Below are 19,895 nucleotides of genomic sequence, written 5' to 3'. Positions count from 1 at the left end.
CTTCCCTCGCGCAGCCTCCTCTGTCGCATTGTCATCGAATCGTCGGAAAACTATGGTCTATCGCGAAGGCGACCGCATGTGATTTGCGCCGGCTCATCAAGGCGATTCGCAATGCCTGCCGGCGATCGTCGTCGCAGTGCCGCTCCGCCGGCGCCGAAAGGGCAATACGGGGGCTCCGTTGCCTGATATAATAATCATAAGCCGGCCTGTTCGGCACCAAATGACCGGGGGATGAAACGTGAAGGCCATGACGCGTACGGGACTGTTGTCGCCTCGCACCCTGGTCCGCAAGTTCATGCCTTCCGGAACAACTGGTCTTGGCGGCGCCGGCTGGATCAAGACCCATCGCCCGAAGGCCTTCGGCAAGGCGGTTGCGCCGCTGGGGCGCATCGGCTCGCTGGAAGCGCGGCTCGCCCGCAACGTCCGCGAAGTGCGCAAGGCGCAGGAGTTGCGCTACACCGTCTTCTACGAGGAAATGTCGGCGATTGCCGATGCGGAAACGCAGGCGCTGCGGCGCGATTTCGACCCCTTCGACGCGATCTGCGACCACCTGCTTGTGGTCGATCACGATGTGGTCGAACGCTCCAAACCCTTCCAGCGCAAGAAGCCGCAGGTGGTCGGCACCTATCGGCTGCTGCGGCAGGAAGTAGCCGAGCGGCACGGCGGCTTCTACTCGACCGGTGAATACGACCTGCAGCCCGTGATCGACAGCCACCCGAACCTGCGGTTTCTCGAACTCGGCCGCTCCTGCGTGCTGAAGCCCTACCGCAACAAGCGAACGGTCGAGCTGCTGTGGCAGGGCATCTGGGCCTATGTGCTGATGAACCGAATCGATGTGATGATCGGCTGCGCCTCGATCGAGGGCACCGATCCCGACCGCCTCGCCTCGCAGCTTTCCTTCCTGCATCACCATGCGCGCGCGCCGGAAGACTGGCGGGTAAGCGCAGTCGAGGACCGCTATGTGGAGATGAACCGGCTGCCCAGGGAGGCCGTCGACCAACGTCAGGCGCTGCGGGAACTGCCGCCGCTGATCAAGGGCTATCTGCGGCTTGGCGCCTATATCGGCGACGGGGCGGTAATCGACCACCAGTTCGGCACCACCGACGTGTTGATCGTCCTGCCGGTCTCGGCGCTGAACGAGCGCTACGTCAATTATTATGGCGGCGATGGTGGCCGGGCCGCTTCGTGATCAGGGCTGCGGCCCGTCATATCCCTCGACAATGATGAGATCGCCCTCGGAGGCGTCGAGCCGCAGGGCCATCGCCTTCGCGTATTCCGGCGATCGATAGCAGTCGAGCGCGGCCTGGTAGCTCGGGAATTCGATGACGACGTTGCGGCCGCGCGCCGTGCCTTCCATAGCCTCGAAGGCGCCCGCGCGTACGAGGAAGCGGGCGCCGTATTTGGCGAAGGCCTCGGCATTCGCCGCGACATAGGCCTTGTAGGCCTCAAGATCGTGCACATCGACACGGGCGATCCAGTATCCCTTCGCCATTTCCATCCTCCCATGCACCTTGCTGCGGCGCCGATTTGCTTAACGGGCGCTTAAGGCTGCGCAGTTAATCTGACTAGCATGGCGTCCGGCAAATTTCCTGCCGCGACATCTTTATGCCATGGGAGCATGAGTATCCGGGTGCGATGACTGGGCGTCCACCGAAAAGGCAACGCATCGAGCCGCGATTCCACGATGGGGAATCGGGTAGCCTCGACATGCGCCTGACGGCGGAGGACCGGCCGGCGGCAGGCCAGCGACCGAACGCTCCGCGGAAGGCGAAGCCCGCGAACCGGCAGAATGCGTCCTCCGGGTCTCGCTCCGGACCGGCGCGCAGGAAGTCCGCGAAGTCCAGGAGGGGCAAGGGCGGGCGCAAGCGGCGCGGCGGCAACTCCCGCCTCCTGCGGTTCGTGAAGCGCGGTGCCTATTGGAGTGCCGTCCTCGGCATCTGGGGTATCGTCGTCGTGGCCGGCGTGCTGGGTTACTATGCCGCGCATCTGCCGCCGACCTCTGAATGGGCGGTGCCGAAAAGGCCGCCGAACATAAGGATCGTTTCGGCTTCGGGACACCTGATCGCCAATCGCGGCGACACGGGCGGCGAAGCCGTGAGGCTGGAGCAACTGCCGCATTACCTGCCCGAAGCGGTGATGGCGATCGAGGATCGGCGCTTCCGCTCGCATTTCGGCATCGATCCGATCGGCCTGGCGCGCGCCGTCTTCGTCAATGCAAGCTCCGGGCGGCTGGTGCAGGGCGGCTCGACGCTGACCCAGCAGCTTGCCAAGAACCTGTTTCTGGAGCCGGACCGCACCTTCAGCCGCAAGATGCAGGAAGTGGTGCTGTCGCTTTGGCTGGAGCAGAAATTCTCCAAGGACGAAATCCTGGAGATGTATCTGAACCGCGTCTACCTGGGCGCGGGCGCCTATGGCGTCGATGCGGCCGCACGACGCTATTTCGGCAAGTCGGCCCGGCTGGTGACGTTGAACGAGGCGGCGATCCTCGCCGGCCTGCTGAAGGCGCCGTCGCGCTACGCGCCGACCAACAATCCGAAGCTTTCCGAGGAGCGCGCCCAGACCGTGCTCCTTGCCATGCATGACGCGGGCTATATCGACGACGACCAGGTCAAGGTGGCGCTGGCCGAAACGGCGACGATCGTCGCCAACCGGCAGACGTCGAGCGAAAATTACGTCGCCGACTGGGTAATGGAGCTTCTGCCGGGCTATGTCGGCTCGATCGACACAGATGTCATTGTCGACACCACAATCGACCTCGACCTACAGCACGCCGCCGAGCGCAGCCTGCGCACCGCGTTGGCGAGCGAAGGCGGCAAGCTCGCCGTAAGCCAGGGCGCTGTCGTGACGCTCGACGGATCGGGCGCGGTCAAGGCGCTGATCGGCGGCGCCAACTATGCGCGCAGCCAGTACAACCGCGCGATCCATGCCAGGCGCCAGCCCGGTTCAGCCTTCAAGCCCTTCGTGTATCTGGCGGCGGTCGAGCAGGGCCTGACGCCGGAGACGATCCGCGTCGACGAGCCGGTGCGCATCGGCAACTGGGCGCCGCAGAACTACACGCGCAAATATCGCGGCCCCGTCACGCTGACGGAAGCGCTGAGCCTATCGCTCAACACGGTCGCCGCCCGACTTGCCCAGGAGGTGGGCCCCGCGCGGGTGATCGATACCGCCCAGCGGCTGGGCATCTCGTCTCCGTTGCAGAAGAATGCCTCGATCGCCCTTGGAACGTCGGAAGTTACGCCGCTCGAGATCGCGGCTGCCTTCGTGCCTTTCTCGAACGGCGGCTACGGCGTGGTGCCGCATGTGATCCGCTCGATCCGCACGATGAAGGGCAAGCTGCTTTATTCGCGCAAGGGCGACGGGCCGGGCCGGGTGATCGATCCCTATTCGCTTGGCGCGATGAACCGGATGATGGCCGAAACGCTCTCGACCGGCACCGGTCGGGCAGCGGAGCTGGAGGGAAGGCCTGCTGCCGGCAAGACCGGCACCAGCCAGGATTTCCGCGATGGCTGGTTCATCGGCTACACGGGCCAGCTGACGACGGCGGTGTGGATCGGCAATGACGACAACAGCCCGACCAAGCGGGCGACGGGCGGCTCCCTGCCGGCGAGAATCTGGAAGGATGTAATGGTGGCCGGCCATGACGGCCTGCCGGTCTCGGCCTTGCCAGGCATCTACGAAGCGCCGGTTCAGGTGGCCGAACCCGCGGGCAGCGGCCTGGTACCGCCCGGCCGCATCGGCGACGATCCGGGCCGGCCCATCCTTCCCGAACCCGGCAAGGGGCGTGGCCCGCTCAACCTGCTGCAGCGGATCTTCGGCGGCTGATTCCGATCAGCCGTAGGCGTGCAGGCGCGCGCCATGTTCCTTCAGCCACTGCCGCGCGTCTTCGGTCTGCGGGGCAAGCCGGCGGCAAAGCGTCCAGAAGCGCGGGCCGTGGTTCATTTCCATCAGATGCGCGACCTCGTGGGCGGCGACATAGTCGAGAACCGACGGCGGAGCGAGCACCAGCCGCCATGAAAAGGACAGCCGGCCGTTGGCGGCGCAGGATCCCCAGCGGCTGCGGGTGTCGCGAATGGTGATGGCGGAGGGCTTGCGCGGGATATTTGCGGCATGGCGGGCTACGGCGGCCTCAAGGTCGTGCCGTGCCTCCTTTTTCAGCCAGTCGGTGAGCTTGCGCGGCAGATGCACGGCATCGCCCGGCACGCGCAATTCCCAGCCGTCCACGCAATCGGTCCGTTCGACGAGGCCGCGCAGCTTGCCCGAGAGGCGAATGCGATGATCGAGGCCGCGAAAGGGGATGCTGGCGCCATCCGCGAAATCGACCGGCGCCTGGCGTTCCGACAGGCGCGCGGCCAGCCATCCATGCTGGCGCCTTGCGAAATCGAGGGCTGTTTCGAGTGAGCCGCCAGCCGGCACGGTGAGCACCGCCTCGCGCTCGTCGGCGGGCACCCGCAACAGGTAGCGTTTGGCGCGCGCATTGCGCCGCAAGTGGATCTTGCGCGTCTCGCCGGCAATCTCGATCAGCACATGATCCGGCAGGGGTGCGGGCTTGCGGCGCAGGAGGAAGGCCGCCACGCTCAGCCCTCCGCCAGGTCGGCGAAGCTTTTCGGAGCGTCGCCGGAGAGCGGGTTCTTCGGCGACCAGGCGTAGCGGATCGTCTCCATCTTCATCGTGCGCGCGTCGAAGAGGAGCAGCCGGCCGACCAGCCCCTCGCCGAAGCCCGCGATCTCCTTCAGCGCTTCCATCGCCTGCAGCGAGCCGACGACGCCGGTCAGCGCGCCAAGCACTCCGGCCTCGGCGCAGGTCGGCAGCAGCCCTTCCGGCGGGCGCTGGGGGAAGAGGCAGCGATATGTGGGGTTGGGTTTGCCGTTCGCGCCGGTCTCATAGGGTTTCAGCAGCGTCAGCGAGCCGTCGAACTGGCCGACGGCGCCCGTCACCAGTGGCTTCCTGGCAAAGAAACAGGCATCGGAAGCGAGATAACGGGTGGCGAAATTGTCCGAGCCGTCAATCACCAGGTCGTAGCGGGAAACGAGCGACAGGGCGTTTTCGGCCGAAAAGCGCGTGGCGTGCGGCTCCACCCTGACATGCGGATTGAGGCGGGCAATCGCGCTTGCCGCGCTCGCCACCTTCGGTTCCCCCAGCGCGTCGGTGTCGTGGATGACCTGGCGCTGCAGGTTGGAGAGCGACACGGTATCATCGTCGACGATGCCGAGCGTGCCGACGCCGGCGGCAGCGAGATATTGCAGCACCGGGGCGCCGAGGCCGCCAGCGCCGATCACCAGCACCCGCGCCGCCTTGAGCTTCTGCTGGCCGGGGCCGCCGACGTCGCGCAGGACGATGTGACGGGCATAGCGTTCCAGTTCGGCCGGTTCGAGCGTCATTCTGCCTAGCTTGCGTCTTCTTGAGCATCAGCCGATCAGGCGGCTGACGAGCCTTGCTGTGTAATCGACCATCGGAATGATTCGCGCATAGTTTAACCGCGTCGGGCCGATAACGCCGAGCACGCCGATGATGCGCTGCTCGCTGTCGCGGTAGGGCGAAACGATCAGCGATGAGCCGGAGAGCGAGAACAGGTTGTTTTCGCTGCCGATGAAGATACGCACACCGTCGCCGTCTTCCGCCAGGCCAAGCAGATGGATGAGGTCGCGCTTGCTCTCCAGGTCGTCGAAGAGCAGCCGGATGCGTTCCAGATCCTCCGCGGCGGCCAGATCGGCCAGAAGGTTCGAACGGCCGCGCACGATCAGCGTACCCTGCGTGTCGCTGGAACCGGCCCAGACGGCAACGCCCTCCTCCACCACCTTCGCCGTCAGCCGGTCGAGCTCGGCCTGGTTCTCGCGCAGCTGGCGCTCCAGTTCGGCGCGCGCTTCGGCGAGGGTGCGGTTGCGGATGAGGCTGGTGAGGAAGTTGGAGGCTTCCACAAGCGCCGAATTCGGCAGGCCGGTGGGCAGGTCTACGATGCGATTTTCCACCGAACCGTCTTCCGCGACCAGCACGACGAGGGCCTTCAGCGGCTCGATGCGCACGAATTCGACATGGCGCAGGCGCGGATTGGTCTTGTGCGTCAGCACCACGCCGGCACCCCGCGACAGGCCGGACAACATCTGACTCGCCTCCGTCAGGATATGTTCGGTGGTGCGGGAATTGCGCGAGGCCTTGACCTGGATGTCGATCGCCTCGCGTTCCTCGCGGCTGAGGTCGCCGACTTCCAGCAGCGCGTCGACGAAGAAGCGCAGGCCGGTTTCCGTCGGCAGGCGGCCGGCGGAGGTGTGTGGCGAATAGAGCAGGCCCAGATGCTCCAGATCCGCCATGACGTTGCGGATCGAGGCGGGCGAAAGCTGCAGCGGCAGGACGCGCGACAGGTTGCGCGACCCCACCGGTTCACCGGTCGTGAGGTACGTTTCGACGATCGAGCGGAAGATCTCGCGCGAACGCTGGTCGAGATTGCTCAGGCTGACGGAAGGAGCGCTCATGCTCACGGGTCTGTCTCATCCTAACCGCGAAAGCTGCTTCCAGCCGGAAGCATCTATAGATATAGGGCCGGTTTTCCGTTTTTTGGCAAGCGACCCTTTGACCTCGATCCGGCGACGGCGGTACAAGGCGGAACGCAGGCAGCCAAGGGCTGCCGGCGAAGGCTTCAGGCGTTATCCGGGAAAGGGACTTCATGCGACCGTCAAAACGCGCCGCCGACGAATTGCGCGCCGTCACGCTCGAGCGTGGCGTTTCCAAGCATGCCGAGGGGTCGTGCCTGGTGAAATTCGGCGACACGCATGTCCTTTGCACGGCCAGCCTGGAAGAGCGGGTGCCGCCCTGGCTGCGCGGCCAGAACCGGGGCTGGGTGACGGCGGAATATGGCATGCTGCCGCGCTCGACGGGCGATCGCATGCGCCGCGAGGCCTCTGCCGGCAAGCAATCCGGCCGCACGCTGGAGATCCAGCGCCTGATCGGCCGTTCGCTGCGCGCGGTCGTCGACCTGAAGGCGCTGGGCGAAAAGCAGATCACTGTCGACTGCGACGTCATCCAGGCGGATGGCGGCACGCGCACGGCGGCGATCACAGGTTCCTGGGTGGCGTTGCACGACTGCCTTGCCTGGATGAAGGCGCGCGACATGTTCGCCGGCGAGGTCCTGCTCGACCACGTGGCGGCCGTATCCTGCGGCATCCATGAAGGCGAAGCAGTGCTCGACCTCGACTATGCCGAGGATTCCGCCGCTGAAACCGACGCCAATTTCGTCATCACCGGCAAGGGCGGCATCGTCGAGATCCAGGCGACGGCTGAAGGCGTTCCCTTTTCCGAGGACGAGTTCCAGTCGCTGCTCGGTCTCGCAAGGCAGGGGGTCGCCAGGCTGATCGACCTGCAGAAAATGTCGATCCTTTGACAGGGGCCGGCATGGAGACGGGGGCGATGGGCGATCGCAGACTGGAGCCGGGCCGGCTGGTCGTCGCCAGCCACAATCCGGGCAAGCTCGCCGAAATCCGCGACCTGCTGGCACCGCACGGCTTCGAGGTCGTCTCGGCCGGCGAGGTCGGCCTGCCGGAGCCCGAGGAGACCGGCGACACGTTCGAGGCCAATTCCGAGCTGAAGGCGGTTGCCGCCGCGACGGCTTCCGGCTCGCCGGCGCTTGCCGACGACAGCGGCTTCTGCGTCGAAGCGCTCGGCGGCGCGCCGGGGCTCTATTCGGCGCGCTGGGCGGGACCGGACAAGGACTTCGCCATGGCCATGCGCACGGTGGAGGAAAAGCTGCAGGCGGAGGGCGCCGTTACTCCGCAGCAGCGGAAATCCTCCTTCGTCGCCGTGCTCTGCCTTGCCTGGCCGGACGGCACGGTTCGCCATTTCCGGGGCGAGGTCGAAGGCTGCTGCGTGTGGCCGCCGCGCGGGGCGAACGGTTTCGGTTACGATCCGATGTTTGCGCCGGAAGGCGAGGCGCGCACCTTCGGCGAGATGTCGGCGGCGGAAAAGAAATCGCTGTCGCACCGCGCCCGCGCTTTCGCGAAATTCAAGGCCGCGCTTCTTGGATAAGCGCGCGCCGCATCTGGAAAAGACGATGACCCAGCAGCCGGACGGCGGCTTTGGAATCTATGTGCACTGGCCGTTCTGCGCGGCCAAGTGCCCCTATTGCGACTTCAACAGCCACGTACGCCATCAGGCCGTCGACCAGGCGCGCTTCGCGGCCGCCTTCGAACGCGAGCTTGCCCACTACGCGGACCTCACCAGGGGCAAGGTCGTGCAGTCGATCTTCCTCGGCGGCGGCACGCCTTCGCTGATGGAGCCGGCAACGGTCGGCCGCGTGCTCGACGCGATCGCGAAGCTTTGGCCGGCGGCCAACGACGTGGAAGTGACGCTCGAGGCCAACCCCTCCAGCGTCGAGGCGCATCGCTTCCAGGGTTATCGCACGGCCGGCGTCAACCGGGTTTCGCTCGGCGTGCAGGCGCTCAACGACCGCGATCTGAAGTTCCTCGGCCGCCTGCATGACGTGGCGCAGGCGCGCGAGGCGATCGAGATCGCGCGCCGCACCTTCCCGCGCCTCTCGTTCGACCTGATCTATGCCCGTCCCGGACAGACGGTGGAGGCGTGGAGCGAGGAGCTCAACGCGGCGATCGACATGGCCGCCGATCACCTGTCGCTCTATCAACTGACGATCGAGCAGGGCACGCCCTTCTACGCGCTGCAGCAGGCCGGCAAGCTTTCTGTGCCTGACATGGATCTGGCTGCCGATCTCTATCTCGCCACGCAGGAGATTTCGGCGGGACGCGGCCTGCCGGCCTACGAAGTGTCGAATCATGCCGCCGAAGGAGCGGAATGCAGACACAACCTCGTCTACTGGCGTTACGGCGACTATGTCGGCGTCGGGCCGGGCGCCCACGGCCGCATCTCCGTCGGCTTCAGCAAGCGCGCGACAGCGGCCGAACGGCACCCGGAGACCTGGCTTGCCCAGGTTGAAAGCCACGGCCACGGCCGGATCGAGGACTTGGCTCTCTCGGAAGAGGAGCAGGGCGACGAGTTCCTGCTGATGGGGCTTCGCCTAGTCGAAGGCGTGGATCTCACCCGCTTCGAGCGTCTCGCAGGCCGCAGGATCGATCCCTTTCGTCTCGATCAGCTCATCGAGCACGGGATGGTGGAGGAACTTGGTGGGGGCCGGGTGCGGGCGACCCCGGACGGCTTTCTGGTGCTGGATGCCGTGGTGGCCGACCTGGCTGCCTGAAGGTGCATACGACGCGGTGCGATGCCGGCGCCGCGGTGCACTTGTATGACCAATGTGAGGCTTCCGGGTCACAGGGCGCTTAATTCCGCGCGGGGATACGGTTTTGCCCGAATCATATTGTGTGATGAATCAGTTTACTTCTGGACGCCTCGGTTTTTGCGTCGCAGTATCGAAAAAGTGATGAGGCAGCGAAGTTCCTGAGCCGAAAAGCCGTTCTTCACAGCACGGTTATGGGACGACAGTAGATATTGTTAAAGCGTGCAGCCTCATCCTATTCTGTTGCGATGCAAAAGCGCCGCTGAACGGCAGGCGCGCCAAGTCATCGCAAGATGAGAGGTCGGATCACGTGCCCTATTACCATCTCTACGAGCTCAACCATGCGGCCATGAGCCCGATGAGAGCGGCGGCGGACATGACGCGGCTCTATTTCCAGAATCCGCTGAATCCGCTCTCGCACACCACCTACGGCCGGTCCGTCGCTGCGGCCTGCGAATTGCTGGAACGCACGACGCGGCGTTACGGCAAGCCGGAATTCGGCCTGAAGGAAACGTCGGTCGGCGGCATGAGGGTTCCCGTTCGCGAGCAGGTTGTCTGGCAGCGGCCGTTCTGCAACCTGCTGCATTTCGAGCGGCTGATCGGCGACGGCGCCAGCCGTGCCCGCCGGCGCGACGATCCGAAACTCCTGATCGTGGCACCGATGTCGGGCCACTATGCCACATTGCTGCGTGGCACGGTCGAGACCTTCCTGCCGCGCGCCGACATCTACATCACCGACTGGATCGACGCCCGTATGGTGCCGATCTCCGAAGGCGGCTTCGATCTCGACGACTATATCGACTACATCATCTCGATGCTGCATTTCCTGGGGCCGGACACTCATGTGATGGCCGTCTGCCAGCCTTCGGTGCCGGTTCTGGCCGCCGTGGCGCTGATGGAAGCGCGCAACGATCCCTATTCGCCTGCCACCATGACGCTGATGGGCGGGCCGATCGACACACGCATCAACCCGACCGCCGTCAACGACCTGGCCCAGTCACGCGGCATAGACTGGTTCGAGCGCAACGTCATCATGCAGGTTCCCTTCCCGCATGCGGGATTCATGCGCGATGTCTATCCGGGCTTCCTGCAGCTGTCGGGCTTCATGTCGATGAACATGGACCGGCACATGATCGCTCATCGCGACTTCTTCCAGCACCTGGTCGAGGGCGACGGCGACAGCGCTGAAAAGCACCGCGAATTCTACGACGAATATCTCGCGGTGATGGACCTTGCGGCCGAGTTCTACCTGCAGACGGTCAAGACGGTGTTCATCGAGCACGCCCTCCCGGAGGGAAAGATGATGCATCGCAGCGGCCCGATCGACTGCCATGCCATCCGCAACACCGCGCTGATGACGGTCGAAGGCGAGAAGGACGACATCACCGGTCGCGGCCAGACGAAGGCGGCGCATGCGTTGTGCACCGGCCTCAGCGCCGAAAGGAAGGTGCATTACGAGCAGCCGTCGGTCGGCCATTACGGCGTGTTCAACGGTTCGCGTTTCCGTTCGGAAATCGCGCCGCGGATCATGGATTTCATCCTCTCCAACCGCTACCGCGGCACCGAGGTGCGGTCGTTCCCCGGCAATGGCGCCGCAAAGCCCAACGGCAGGGTGAACGGCGCGATGGACAGCGTGGAACAGGCCTCCTTGCAGCCGAGCGATCCTCTGTCGGCGATCCTGCTCGCCCGCCCGCAGGGCGTGGCCGACGACCTGAAGAAGATATCCGGCGTCGGTCCCAAGCTGGAGACAGTGCTCAACGAGGCCGGCATCTTCCATTTCTGGCAGATCGCCCAGCTCAACGACGCGCAAATCTCCGCGCTTGACGACCGTCTCGACTTTCGCGGCCGCATTGCCCGCGACAAATGGATCGATCAGGCACGCAATCTTTCGGAGCAGGTCGATTCTTGACCATGGCGCGGCGCAGCATCGCTTTACGCTGCGCAAACCTTGAAATCGTCGGCATCCGCGACCACCTGCGTTAAGTAGTTGACGTTTGGGAAGGGATGCAAAGGACGCGACGATGACAAGTTGTTCTGCGATCAAGCCCGGCTGGAGCCCGATGACCATCGGTCTGATGGTGTTGGGTTTCATCGTCTTTTGGCCGCTCGGCCTCGCGATGCTTGCCTATATCCTGTGGGGAGACCGTTTTCACGCCATGGCGCGCGACGCGCGTGACCAATGGGATGCAAGCCCTCTCGGCAATGCGGCGAGACAGGGGCCGGCGCATTGGCGCCGCACCGGGAACGCTGCCTTCGACGATTATCGCGAGCGGGAACTGAAGCGGCTCGAGGAAGAGCGCGCCCGCCTTGACGAAATGCGGGCCGAATTCGACGAATTCCTGCGCGAGCTGCGCCGAGCGCGCGATCAGGAGGAATTCGACCGCTTCATGGCCAGCCGGGGCCGCAAGCCATCGGAGGCCTGACCCGACCGTAACCCGGGTAACATGAAAAAGGCCGCGGTCCCGGGAGACCGCGGCCTTTTCGTTTGTTCATGCCGAAGTGCGGCTCAGTTGACCTGGCCCTGACCCGGCTGGGCGGCGGCCTGCGCCTGCGCGTTGGCAAGGTTCTGCCGATAGAGTGCGGCGAAGTCGATCGGGTCGAGCATCAGAGGCGGGAAGCCGCCGTTGCGGGTCGCATCGGCCAGGATATTGCGCGCGAAGGGAAACAGCATGCGCGGGCATTCGATAAGCACGAAGGGGTGCAGATGCTCCTGCGGCACGCCTGTGACGCGCATCAGGCCGGCATAGACCAGCTCCACGGCGAACAGCGTCGTATTGTCGTTGGAGGCAGTGGCGCTCAGCGACAACACCACCTCGAACTGGCTGTCGTTATAGGGGGTCGCGTTGACGTTCACGTTCACGTCGAGCTTCGGCTGGCCCTGCGGCTGGAGCGAATGCGGCGCATTCGGGTTTTCGAACGACAGGTCCTTGATGTACTGGGCGAGGATCTTCATCCCCGGCGCTTCGTTTGCCTGCCCCGCGCTGCCGGCGGCGGCAGCGTCATTGGTATCGGTCATAGTCAATCGTCCCGTCTGCGGTGAATTTCCAGAATAGATCGGCAAGCTTCGGCGCGCGGTCGAAGGCCCGTGGCTGGCTACCATGGGCGGCGGCTAGCACACAAGTCTTGAATGGCCGGCCGGCTCTCGCCCTGCCGGCTGCCGACGGCTATTGTGTGCGCACTGTCGCATCTTGCCGGCAAAGCCGCAACACAACCCGCCGCTGGACATCCCATGCTTGAAACCATCGACGACGACCTGAGACTGCCGCACCGGCGCCTGAAGCTCGATACCCTGGTGCGGTTGCGCTGGCTTGCGGTCGCCGGCCAGACGGTGGCGCTGCTCGTCGTGCATTTCGGTCTCGGCTATCCCGTCCGCCTCGGTTTCTGCTTCGCGCTGGTGGCGTTGTCTGGCTGGCTCAATATCGTGCTGAAGATCCTCTCGCCCGAAACCCGCCGGCTTTCGGAGCGCATGGCCGCGGTGCAACTCGGCTACGATCTGTTCCAGATGGGGGGGCTCCTGTATCTCACGGGCGGGCTCGGCAATCCGTTCGCCTTCCTGCTGCTTGCCCCGGTGATGATCTCCGCCACCGGCCTGTCGGCCCACAAGACGATCCTGCTCGGGCTCCTGGCTGCCGGCATTGCCAGTGTGGTGGCGGTCGTTCACCTGCCGCTGCCCTGGCCGGTAGGGGAGACGTTCTTCCTGCCCCCGGTCTATGCCTTCGGCGTGTGGACCGCGCTGGTCTGCTCGCTCGCCTTCATGGCTGCCTATGCCTTCCGCGTTGCCGAGGAAGCGCGCCAGCTTGCCGATGCGCTTGCGGCCAGCGAACTGGTGCTTGCGCGCGAGCAGCATCTCAACGCGCTGGACGGGCTTGCGGCCGCCGCGGCCCATGAACTCGGCACGCCGCTTGCCACCATCTTCCTGACGGCCAAGGAACTCGCCAGCGAGATTGCGGACGGCGATCCGCTTGCCGAAGACGTGGCGCTGATCCGCTCGCAGGCCGAGCGCTGCCGGGAGATCCTCGCCAAGCTGACTTCGCTGTCCGACCGGGACGACCGGCATTTCCACCGCATGCCGCTGTCGCAGCTTGTCGAGGAGGTGGTGGCACCGAGCCGCGATTTCGGTATCGCCGTGAAGGTGGACATGAAGGGCGAGGGGCCGGAGCCCGTCGGCATCCGCAACCCCGCGATCCACTACGGGCTCGGCAACCTTCTGGAAAATGCGGTCGATTTCGCCGAAAGCACCGTGGAGGTGAAGGGTCGCTGGGACACGGGTTCGGTGCGCGTCGTGATCGCCGACGATGGGCCGGGATTTGCCGCGGACGTGCTGGCGAAGCTCGGAGAGCCCTATGTGACGGCGCGCGGCCGGCTGCGCGACATCCGCAGCGACGAGGCCGAGCGCGCCGGCGGACTGGGCCTCGGCTTCTTCATCGCCAAGACGCTGCTGGAGCGGACCGGCGCCAAGCTTCTCATCGATAACCGGCGCGCGCCTGACAAGGGCGCCATCGTTACCGTCTCCTGGCCACGCGCGGCCATGGACGCTGCCGGCCTCGATGAGGAAGGGGCGGGCAAATTGGCGCAGGCCGAGCCGAAAGCAGGGTCTTTGCAGGGCAGCGCGGCAGACCTATAACGCTTTTAGAATGTCTCCAACCTGGCCGCCGGCGCGAGCGGCCGCCGAAATCTCAGGAAGGATCGCGGGAAGCCCATGACCAATCCGCAAAGCCCCGAAGAAGGTGCGCAGGATCTGAGGCTGCTGATCGTCGATGACGATCACGCCTTTCAGCAGCGGCTGGCGCGGGCCATGGAAAAGCGGGGGTTCGAAACCGATACGGCCGGAAGTGTCCGGGAGGCGATAGAGAAAGTGCGGAGCGCACCGCCGGCCTACGCGGTGGTCGACATGCGTCTTGAGGACGGCAGCGGCCTGGACGTGATCGAGGCGCTTCGCGAAAGGCGTCCGGATGCCAAGGCCATCATCCTGACCGGCTACGGCAATATCGCGACCGCGGTTACGGCGGTGAAACTCGGCGCCATCGACTATCTCGCCAAACCGGCCGATGCCGACGACATCTACGCGGCACTCACGCGCGATGGCGGCGAAAGGGCACCCTTGCCGGAAAATCCGATGTCCGCCGACAGGGTCCGCTGGGAGCATATCCAGCGCATCTACGAATTGTGCGACCGCAATGTCTCGGAGACGGCGCGCCGCCTCAACATGCACCGCCGCACCCTGCAGCGCATCCTCGCCAAGCGCGCGCCGAGATAACGGCTGTCTGATCAATACCCCGAAAGGTCGGCCCTGCCGTCCGGATCGAGTGCATCGTGCAGGCGGTGGGCGGCGGCCTGGGCGAAGCGCAACGTGACGGCCTTTCGCCTCGCGCCGGCCAGGCGATGCTCCGGCGCCTCACGTAAAATCTCGGCAAAATAGCCATCGGACAGGATCAGCCCGGCTTCCTGCGGAAAGACCTCCTGTGGCACGCCGGCATGGCTTGCGAAGAAGAAGCGGTCGCAGAAATCCCTGTAATCCGGCCATTTATGGTCGGAGCGGAAGTCGGCAAGGGAGGATTTCACCTCGATGATCCAAAGATCCCCCTTGGGCCCGAGGGCGGCGAGATCCGCCCGACGCCCGGAGGCGAGCGTCAGTTCGCCCACGCTGGCAAAGCCCATCTGGCGCAGCAGTCGCGCGGTCCCGCGCCAGACCATCTGCGCGGTCAGCGACTGACGCCCGTCGGCGAGCGGATCCTCCAGCCTGATGCGGTTCACGGTCATGGCGTACCTTCCTGCGCAGGCATTGTTCTTGTTTCGTTCGTGAAACGCAAGAGATTTGGCCGGCTATCGATTTCAGAGACCCGACCGGCGTTCCGCCGACCTGGCGTTGCGGGCGACCAGTTCGCCGACGCCCGGCATCAGGCCCACCGGATCGGAGACGAAGCCGGTATGGCCGCGCTTGCGCAGCTCCTTGGCGACGTCGATCTCCGCATGGCCACCATTGGCGGCAAAAAAGCGGATCACCGCCGCGTCCTTCTCGATCGCGCCAAGCTTCTCCTCGAAGAGCGGTTCTTCCTCCAGGAAGGTGCAGGCCATCTGCGGTCCGCCAAGGGCGCGACGCAGCGACTTGGCGAAGGAAAGCGTCGCGCCGCGCGGCCGCGCTCCCACCGCCGATCCATGCGACACCACGACGATCGGCGGCAATGCGCCGGGCCCGAGCGCCCTGCGAAGCGCATGGGCGGCAATCGAGGCAAGGCCCGGCATCAGGCCGAGCGGGGAAAGCATGCGCACCGGCTGCCTCAACCCGGCAAGGCGTTTGGGCAGGGCATCGCGGACGAAATAGCCGTCGGACAGGAAATGCGGATAGACGGTGACGTCGCGGTCCGGCCCGATGTCGCGAACGACCGCCTCGACGTCGGGCCTGCCGTTCAACACTGCCGTGCGGACATCCAGCTCCGGCAGGCGGCCGCCGATGCGGCTGGCAAGCGCCACGATGCCGTCGTTGGCGCCAGGAAAATCGCCCGCGCCATGCGCCACAAGCAGAAGAACGGGCCTTTGATCGGCCGGGTCCACGTTGGAGTTGGCGTGGGCCGGTTGCTTGGAATGGGGCGAATGGGCTTGCTGCATCGGGTCGGCCAGTCCTTTCTCCGCTCATTGCGCCTCATGGACGACGGTGCCGGTTGCCTGCGCGATCCCCCGGTGGACCAGGGGTGCGAGATCCTCGGGCAGGGGCAGCGCAAGGGCCGCCTCATGCGCCTTTTCCGACATTTTCACCCACGTCCTGGCAACGATGCCGACAATCTTGTCGGCTTCGTGGTCCCTGGCGAAGGAAGCGAAATAAAACTGCATGAAGACGAGACAGGCGACATCTTCCAGCAGTTGCACGTCCGGATCGCGCTTCAGGTTCTCCTTGCGCACGATCGACGCCACGCGCTCCGCCTCCTCGGACGTATATCCATTGGCGGTCATGATTCCGGCGATGCGCTCGGCGTGGCGGCGCTTCTGCTCGTTGCGCCAGCGGTGATAGCCGGGCTTGTCCATGGGGTAGGCCGAGCGGGGCAGGCGGAAGCGCTCCAGATGCTGGGCGCGCACGGCGATCCGCACCAGTTCGTTCGCGTCCGGCGCGAAGCGGTCGAGCCAGCCGGACATGCGCTCGCCGTAGACCTGTTCGGCCGGCCGCGCTTCTCCGTCCACCTCGATCAGGTTCGGATCGGCGCCGTTCGCCGCGTCGATTTCGGAATGGACCTTCGTCAGCCGCTCGCTCATGCCGCCCCCGCTTTTTCTTCGGCGGCAGTAGTCTAGCCGCAAGCGCGGACCGATTTCAGTATTTTTCGCCGCTACGCCCCGGCAAGGGGATCGGCGCCGAACAGCGCCAGATGCAGGCCACCCAGCAGCATCAGGACGGCAGCGATGCCGGCGGCAGCGGCAACGGCATCCCAGACCGAAAAGAGCTGCCAGAAGCGCTTGGCCCGCCGGGCCCTGCCGATATTGGACAAGAGAGCGGCTACATGGTCGGCCCCGAGCCGGCCGGCGATCCTGCGGTTGACGACCTTCATGCCGAAGGCGGCAAAGAGGGTCATGGCGCCGAACAGGATCACGAGCACGACGTCGCCGTTGATCAACAGATGACCGAGGCCCCAGAGCACGAAGCCGATCATCACCGGATGGCGGCACCAGGCGATCAGGCCGGGCCGGGCGACGTTGAAGGCGGCCGGATTGAGCGAGACGGACAGCGGATTGGGCCGCACGAGGCCGTAGACAGCCAGGAACACGCCAAGGCCGGCAAGGGTCAGCGCGGGATGCCACGCCCAGGCGGGCTGTCCCCAAAGCTCCACATAAGGCGCGTTGAGCGCAGCAACGATGACCCAGGCGAGAAGACCAATCGACAGCAGGCTGTAGGCGGCGAGATAGAGCCTGAGCCCCAGCGCATCGACAAGGGCGGCGCGCAGCGGGCGAATGGCCGAGAGGGAATGGGCGATGAGGAAGACGGCAATGGCGATGAGGAACGAAGTCATGACCGCCTTGCCTCAGCCGCTTGCGGTTTCGATCAGCCGGTCGAGGAAGGCCTCGCAGGCGTCGAGTTGGCTCACCGCCACGAATTCGTCGGGCTTGTGCGCCTGGACGATCGAGCCGGGGCCGATGACGATGGTCGGAATCGCGGCCATCGACTGGAACAGGCCGCCTTCCGTGCCATAGGCGACGCGGGAATGGTCGTTGTGCCCGGCAAGGCGTTTGGCAAGGCGCGTTACCTCGGCGTCGCCGGCAGTGTCGAGGCCCGGGAAATTGGAGATCCATTCGAAGGCAATGCTGGCTTCCGGCGCCCTGGCTTTCATTTCGGTCTCCAGCCCTGCCGCGTAATCCTTGATCTCGGCGACCAGCGCGTCGGCATCCTCGTTCGGCAGCACGCGGAACTCGAAGGCAAATTCGCAGCGTTCCGGCACGATATTCAGCGCTGTGCCGCCGGCAATCGTACCCGTATGGCCGGTAGAGAAGGGAACGTCATATTGTTCGTCGCGCGCCCCCCGTTCCAGCCGGTCGGACATCTCCTTGATCCTGACGATCATTCGTGCGGCGTAGTCGATGGCGTTGACGCCTTCGGGCGCGAGCGACGAATGGCAGGCGCGTCCGGTCACGATCGCCCTGAGCGACCGTTTCGCCTTGTGGCCGGTGACCACCTGCATCTCGGTCGGCTCGCCGACGAAACAGGCTTCGGGAACCGGCAAGGTCTCCGTCATCTTCTCGATGAGCGTCGGCACGCCCTTGCAGCCCACTTCCTCGTCATAGGAAAAGGCGATGTGGAAGGGCTTCTTCAGAGGCGCGGCGCGCATGGCGTCCACCCTGGCCAGCACGCAGGCGAGGAAGCCCTTCATGTCGCAGGCGCCACGGCCATAGAGCTTGCCGTCGCGCTGGATAAGGTCGAAGGGATCGTGCGTCCAGGCCTGCCCGTCCACGGGCACCACGTCGGTGTGGCCGGACAGCACGTAGCCCGGCAGGTCGGCCGGTCCGATCGTCGCGAGCAGGTTCGCCTTTTCGCCTGTTTCATCATAAATGCGGGTCGCGGCGACGCCGCGCTCGTGCAGGAAACCCTCGACCCAGGAGATCAATTCCAGGTTCGAATTGCGGCTCGTCGTGTCGAAGCCGACCAGCGCCTTGAGGATGTCCTTTGCGGGAATTGCCATGAAACGGGTCCGGTAAGGGGGCGCGATCTCTCGCAGAAGGAAGTTTGGCGCAGGTTTCCATTCCCGTGCGCATCCGGTCAACCGGCAAGCGGGCCGTTTCAGGGAAATTTACGCGCCGTTCCTGCATATATAAGACAGGCCGGATCCAGTTCGAGAAAGACCGCATGCGCCGCCTGTATGAAGCTTCCGCTTACGACCTTCAGCCCGATCCGCTGAATTTCTGGAACTCGACCGTTCCGCCCGACCGCCTCGATGCACCGCCGCTGGATGGTGACACGCAAGCCGATTTCGCGGTGATCGGCGCTGGCTACACCGGCTTGTCGGCGGCGCTCCGCCTCGCCGAAACGCACGGCGCGTCGGTGGTTGTCGTCGATCGTTCCCGGCCCGGCTGGGGCGCGTCCGGCCGCAATGGCGGCTTCGTCTGCCTCGGCGGCTCCAAGCGGTCCGAAGAGTCGCTGCTGCGCGAATTCGGCGTGGACGAAACCGCGCGTTATCGCGCCTGCCAGCGCGACGCCATCGATCACGTCGCCGCCACGCTCGACCGATTCGGCATCGATGCCGACCGCCATTCGGACGGCGAATGGGAAATCGCGCATACGAAGGGCCATGCCGATGCCCTGCGGCGGCAGGCGGAGGCCGGAAAGCGGAAGGGGAGCGAGGGCGCCCGCTTCTTCGAGCCGGACGAGCTTGCCAGTCTCGGCATCGCGGCGCCCTTCGTGCATGGCGGTTCGCACCTGCCCGCCGGTTTTGCAATCAACCCGCTGAAATACGTGGCCGGTCTGCTGGCGGCCGTCCGCGATGCCGACGCGCGGGTTTACGGTCAGTCGGAAATCACCGGTATCGAACCCATCGGCGACGGCTACCGGCTGCGCAGCGCCACCGGCAGCATCGCGGCGAAGCGGCTGATCGTCGCCACTAACGGCTATGGTGCGGAGGATCTGGTGCCGGGGCTTGCGGGCCGCCTGCTGCCGGCCTTTTCCAATATCCTCGTTACGGAGCCGATGGACGAAGCGACACTCGCTGCCCAGGGCTGGACGCGGCGCGATATGGCCTATGACAGCCGCAACCTGCTGCATTATTTCCGCCTGATGCCGGACGGCCGCTTTTTGTTCGGCATGCGCGGCGGCACGTCGCACGCCCCGGCCGCGGTTGCCGAGATGCGGCAGGCGATCCGCCGCGACTTCGAGGCCATGTTCCCGGCCTGGCGGCAGGTGGAGACGCCCTGGTTCTGGTCCGGGCTCGTCTGCCTCACCCGCTCGCTGACGCAATATCTTGGCAAGGTAGACGGCTGGTCGAATGCCTGGGCTTCGGCCGCCTATCACGGCAATGGCGTTGCCATGGGAAGTCATGCCGGCCGCCTTGTCGCCGATCTTGGTGCAGGCGCGATCGATGAAAGCGACATCCCGGCCGTGATGCGCGGCGGACTTAAGCCGTTTCCGCTTCCCGCCTTGCGGCGGACCTACCTCAAGGCCGCCTATGCCTGGTTCGGTCTGGTTGACCGGTAA

The 19,895-nt window shown here is 65.4% G+C and carries 20 protein-coding genes; 10 read left to right on the top strand and 10 right to left on the bottom strand.

All coding sequences use genetic code 11. The annotated features are described in order from the left end of the window. Positions 1 to 247 precede the first annotated feature (247 nt). On the top strand, positions 248 to 1,189 hold the full coding sequence (locus tag H2509_RS16805; protein ID WP_182167448.1) for a GNAT family N-acetyltransferase: 942 nt from the start codon (positions 248 to 250) through the stop codon (positions 1,187 to 1,189). On the opposite strand, the gene H2509_RS16800 is transcribed toward H2509_RS16805, so the two are convergent. Beyond that, the gene (locus H2509_RS16800; RefSeq protein WP_182167446.1) at positions 1,190 to 1,492 is read right to left on the bottom strand and encodes a DUF1330 domain-containing protein; all 303 of its coding nucleotides are present in this window, start codon (positions 1,490 to 1,492) and stop codon (positions 1,190 to 1,192) included. A gap of 215 nt (positions 1,493 to 1,707) precedes the next feature. On the opposite strand from H2509_RS16800, the gene H2509_RS16795 reads away from it, so the two are divergent. Then, entirely contained in the window at positions 1,708 to 3,822 is a 2,115-nt protein-coding gene (locus H2509_RS16795) for a transglycosylase domain-containing protein (RefSeq protein WP_209002022.1), read from the top strand. Positions 3,823 to 3,828: 6 nt separating this feature from the next. Here H2509_RS16795 and H2509_RS16790 read toward each other — a convergent pair whose 3' ends face one another. Genes H2509_RS16790 through hrcA form a run of 3 tightly spaced genes read right to left on the bottom strand, consistent with a single transcriptional unit; the run spans position 3,829 to position 6,467 of the window. After that, a complete protein-coding gene (locus H2509_RS16790) occupies positions 3,829 to 4,572 on the bottom strand; it encodes a M48 family metallopeptidase (protein ID WP_182167442.1) in 744 nt (247 codons plus the stop codon). Between the two features lie 2 nt (positions 4,573 to 4,574). Continuing rightward, complete coding sequence (locus H2509_RS16785) at positions 4,575 to 5,378, bottom strand: molybdopterin-synthase adenylyltransferase MoeB (protein ID WP_182167440.1); 804 nt, start codon at positions 5,376 to 5,378, stop codon at positions 4,575 to 4,577. A gap of 27 nt (positions 5,379 to 5,405) precedes the next feature. Then, entirely contained in the window at positions 5,406 to 6,467 is a 1,062-nt protein-coding gene (gene hrcA, locus H2509_RS16780) for a heat-inducible transcriptional repressor HrcA (RefSeq protein ID WP_182167438.1), read from the bottom strand. A 191-nt stretch (positions 6,468 to 6,658) separates the two neighbouring features. Between hrcA and rph the strand changes: the two genes are divergently transcribed. The 5 genes from rph (at position 6,659) to H2509_RS16755 (ending at position 11,655) form a co-directional block, all read left to right on the top strand. Continuing rightward, the gene (rph, locus tag H2509_RS16775) at positions 6,659 to 7,372 is read left to right on the top strand and encodes a ribonuclease PH (RefSeq protein WP_182167436.1); all 714 of its coding nucleotides are present in this window, start codon (positions 6,659 to 6,661) and stop codon (positions 7,370 to 7,372) included. 26 nt (positions 7,373 to 7,398) lie between these two features. Next, the gene (gene rdgB, locus H2509_RS16770) at positions 7,399 to 8,013 is read left to right on the top strand and encodes an RdgB/HAM1 family non-canonical purine NTP pyrophosphatase (RefSeq protein ID WP_182167434.1); all 615 of its coding nucleotides are present in this window, start codon (positions 7,399 to 7,401) and stop codon (positions 8,011 to 8,013) included. Positions 8,014 to 8,038: 25 nt separating this feature from the next. After that, entirely contained in the window at positions 8,039 to 9,196 is a 1,158-nt protein-coding gene (hemW, locus tag H2509_RS16765) for a radical SAM family heme chaperone HemW (RefSeq protein WP_182167432.1), read from the top strand. A gap of 385 nt (positions 9,197 to 9,581) precedes the next feature. Next, entirely contained in the window at positions 9,582 to 11,141 is a 1,560-nt protein-coding gene (phaZ, locus tag H2509_RS16760; protein WP_209002033.1) for a polyhydroxyalkanoate depolymerase, read from the top strand. Between the two features lie 112 nt (positions 11,142 to 11,253). Then, positions 11,254 to 11,655 (top strand): DUF2852 domain-containing protein, encoded by a 402-nt coding sequence (locus H2509_RS16755; RefSeq protein ID WP_182167428.1) that lies wholly within the window; start codon positions 11,254 to 11,256, stop codon positions 11,653 to 11,655. A gap of 83 nt (positions 11,656 to 11,738) precedes the next feature. Here H2509_RS16755 and secB read toward each other — a convergent pair whose 3' ends face one another. After that, on the bottom strand, positions 11,739 to 12,248 hold the full coding sequence (gene secB / locus H2509_RS16750; RefSeq protein ID WP_182167426.1) for a protein-export chaperone SecB: 510 nt from the start codon (positions 12,246 to 12,248) through the stop codon (positions 11,739 to 11,741). A gap of 213 nt (positions 12,249 to 12,461) precedes the next feature. On the opposite strand from secB, the gene H2509_RS16745 reads away from it, so the two are divergent. Together H2509_RS16745 and H2509_RS16740 are read left to right on the top strand one after the other, a co-directional pair. Then, on the top strand, positions 12,462 to 13,856 hold the full coding sequence (locus H2509_RS16745; RefSeq protein WP_182167424.1) for an ActS/PrrB/RegB family redox-sensitive histidine kinase: 1,395 nt from the start codon (positions 12,462 to 12,464) through the stop codon (positions 13,854 to 13,856). A 75-nt stretch (positions 13,857 to 13,931) separates the two neighbouring features. Further along, positions 13,932 to 14,489: an ActR/PrrA/RegA family redox response regulator transcription factor gene (locus H2509_RS16740; RefSeq protein WP_182167415.1), complete on the top strand. Its 558-nt coding sequence runs from the start codon at positions 13,932 to 13,934 to the stop codon at positions 14,487 to 14,489. An 11-nt stretch (positions 14,490 to 14,500) separates the two neighbouring features. Here H2509_RS16740 and H2509_RS16735 read toward each other — a convergent pair whose 3' ends face one another. From H2509_RS16735 to argE, 5 genes are all read right to left on the bottom strand, one after another. Then, entirely contained in the window at positions 14,501 to 14,992 is a 492-nt protein-coding gene (locus H2509_RS16735; protein WP_182167407.1) for an MmcB family DNA repair protein, read from the bottom strand. A gap of 72 nt (positions 14,993 to 15,064) precedes the next feature. Beyond that, a complete protein-coding gene (locus H2509_RS16730; RefSeq protein WP_182167405.1) occupies positions 15,065 to 15,838 on the bottom strand; it encodes a sirohydrochlorin chelatase in 774 nt (257 codons plus the stop codon). 24 nt (positions 15,839 to 15,862) lie between these two features. Next, the gene (locus H2509_RS16725; protein ID WP_182167403.1) at positions 15,863 to 16,477 is read right to left on the bottom strand and encodes a DUF4202 domain-containing protein; all 615 of its coding nucleotides are present in this window, start codon (positions 16,475 to 16,477) and stop codon (positions 15,863 to 15,865) included. A gap of 71 nt (positions 16,478 to 16,548) precedes the next feature. Continuing rightward, the gene (locus tag H2509_RS16720) at positions 16,549 to 17,226 is read right to left on the bottom strand and encodes an NnrU family protein (protein ID WP_182167401.1); all 678 of its coding nucleotides are present in this window, start codon (positions 17,224 to 17,226) and stop codon (positions 16,549 to 16,551) included. Positions 17,227 to 17,238: 12 nt separating this feature from the next. Continuing rightward, positions 17,239 to 18,390, bottom strand: a complete 1,152-nt coding sequence (argE, locus tag H2509_RS16715) for an acetylornithine deacetylase (RefSeq protein WP_182167399.1) — start codon at positions 18,388 to 18,390, stop codon at positions 17,239 to 17,241. 164 nt (positions 18,391 to 18,554) lie between these two features. On the opposite strand from argE, the gene H2509_RS16710 reads away from it, so the two are divergent. Beyond that, positions 18,555 to 19,895 carry an NAD(P)/FAD-dependent oxidoreductase gene (locus H2509_RS16710; protein ID WP_182167397.1) on the top strand — a complete coding sequence of 447 codons (1,341 nt, stop codon included), beginning with the start codon at positions 18,555 to 18,557 and terminating at the stop codon, positions 19,893 to 19,895.

It is taken from the genome of Stappia albiluteola, assembly GCF_014050225.1.
Taxonomy (GTDB): Bacteria; Pseudomonadota; Alphaproteobacteria; order Rhizobiales; family Stappiaceae; genus Hongsoonwoonella; species Hongsoonwoonella albiluteola.
Note: the sequence above shows the minus strand (reverse complement) of the source record. Positions and strands in the feature narration are given on the sequence as shown.

Bases quoted from the DNA above. Each gene is read 5' to 3' on its own strand.
- H2509_RS16805 (WP_182167448.1), top strand. From the start codon at position 248: ATGACGCGTACGGGACTGTTGTCGCCTCGCACCCTGGTCCGCAAGTTC.
- H2509_RS16800 (WP_182167446.1), bottom strand. From the start codon at position 1,492: ATGGCGAAGGGATACTGGATCGCCCGTGTCGATGTGCACGATCTTGAG.
- H2509_RS16795 (WP_209002022.1), top strand. From the start codon at position 1,708: ATGCGCCTGACGGCGGAGGACCGGCCGGCGGCAGGCCAGCGACCGAAC.
- H2509_RS16785 (WP_182167440.1), bottom strand. From the start codon at position 5,378: ATGACGCTCGAACCGGCCGAACTGGAACGCTATGCCCGTCACATCGTC.
- hrcA (WP_182167438.1), bottom strand. From the start codon at position 6,467: ATGAGCGCTCCTTCCGTCAGCCTGAGCAATCTCGACCAGCGTTCGCGC.
- rph (WP_182167436.1), top strand. From the start codon at position 6,659: ATGCGACCGTCAAAACGCGCCGCCGACGAATTGCGCGCCGTCACGCTC.
- rdgB (WP_182167434.1), top strand. From the start codon at position 7,399: ATGGGCGATCGCAGACTGGAGCCGGGCCGGCTGGTCGTCGCCAGCCAC.
- hemW (WP_182167432.1), top strand. From the start codon at position 8,039: ATGACCCAGCAGCCGGACGGCGGCTTTGGAATCTATGTGCACTGGCCG.
- phaZ (WP_209002033.1), top strand. From the start codon at position 9,582: ATGAGCCCGATGAGAGCGGCGGCGGACATGACGCGGCTCTATTTCCAG.
- H2509_RS16755 (WP_182167428.1), top strand. From the start codon at position 11,254: ATGACAAGTTGTTCTGCGATCAAGCCCGGCTGGAGCCCGATGACCATC.
- secB (WP_182167426.1), bottom strand. From the start codon at position 12,248: ATGACCGATACCAATGACGCTGCCGCCGCCGGCAGCGCGGGGCAGGCA.
- H2509_RS16745 (WP_182167424.1), top strand. From the start codon at position 12,462: ATGCTTGAAACCATCGACGACGACCTGAGACTGCCGCACCGGCGCCTG.
- H2509_RS16740 (WP_182167415.1), top strand. From the start codon at position 13,932: ATGACCAATCCGCAAAGCCCCGAAGAAGGTGCGCAGGATCTGAGGCTG.
- H2509_RS16735 (WP_182167407.1), bottom strand. From the start codon at position 14,992: ATGACCGTGAACCGCATCAGGCTGGAGGATCCGCTCGCCGACGGGCGT.
- H2509_RS16730 (WP_182167405.1), bottom strand. From the start codon at position 15,838: ATGCAGCAAGCCCATTCGCCCCATTCCAAGCAACCGGCCCACGCCAAC.
- H2509_RS16725 (WP_182167403.1), bottom strand. From the start codon at position 16,477: ATGAGCGAGCGGCTGACGAAGGTCCATTCCGAAATCGACGCGGCGAAC.
- H2509_RS16720 (WP_182167401.1), bottom strand. From the start codon at position 17,226: ATGACTTCGTTCCTCATCGCCATTGCCGTCTTCCTCATCGCCCATTCC.
- argE (WP_182167399.1), bottom strand. From the start codon at position 18,390: ATGGCAATTCCCGCAAAGGACATCCTCAAGGCGCTGGTCGGCTTCGAC.
- H2509_RS16710 (WP_182167397.1), top strand. From the start codon at position 18,555: ATGCGCCGCCTGTATGAAGCTTCCGCTTACGACCTTCAGCCCGATCCG.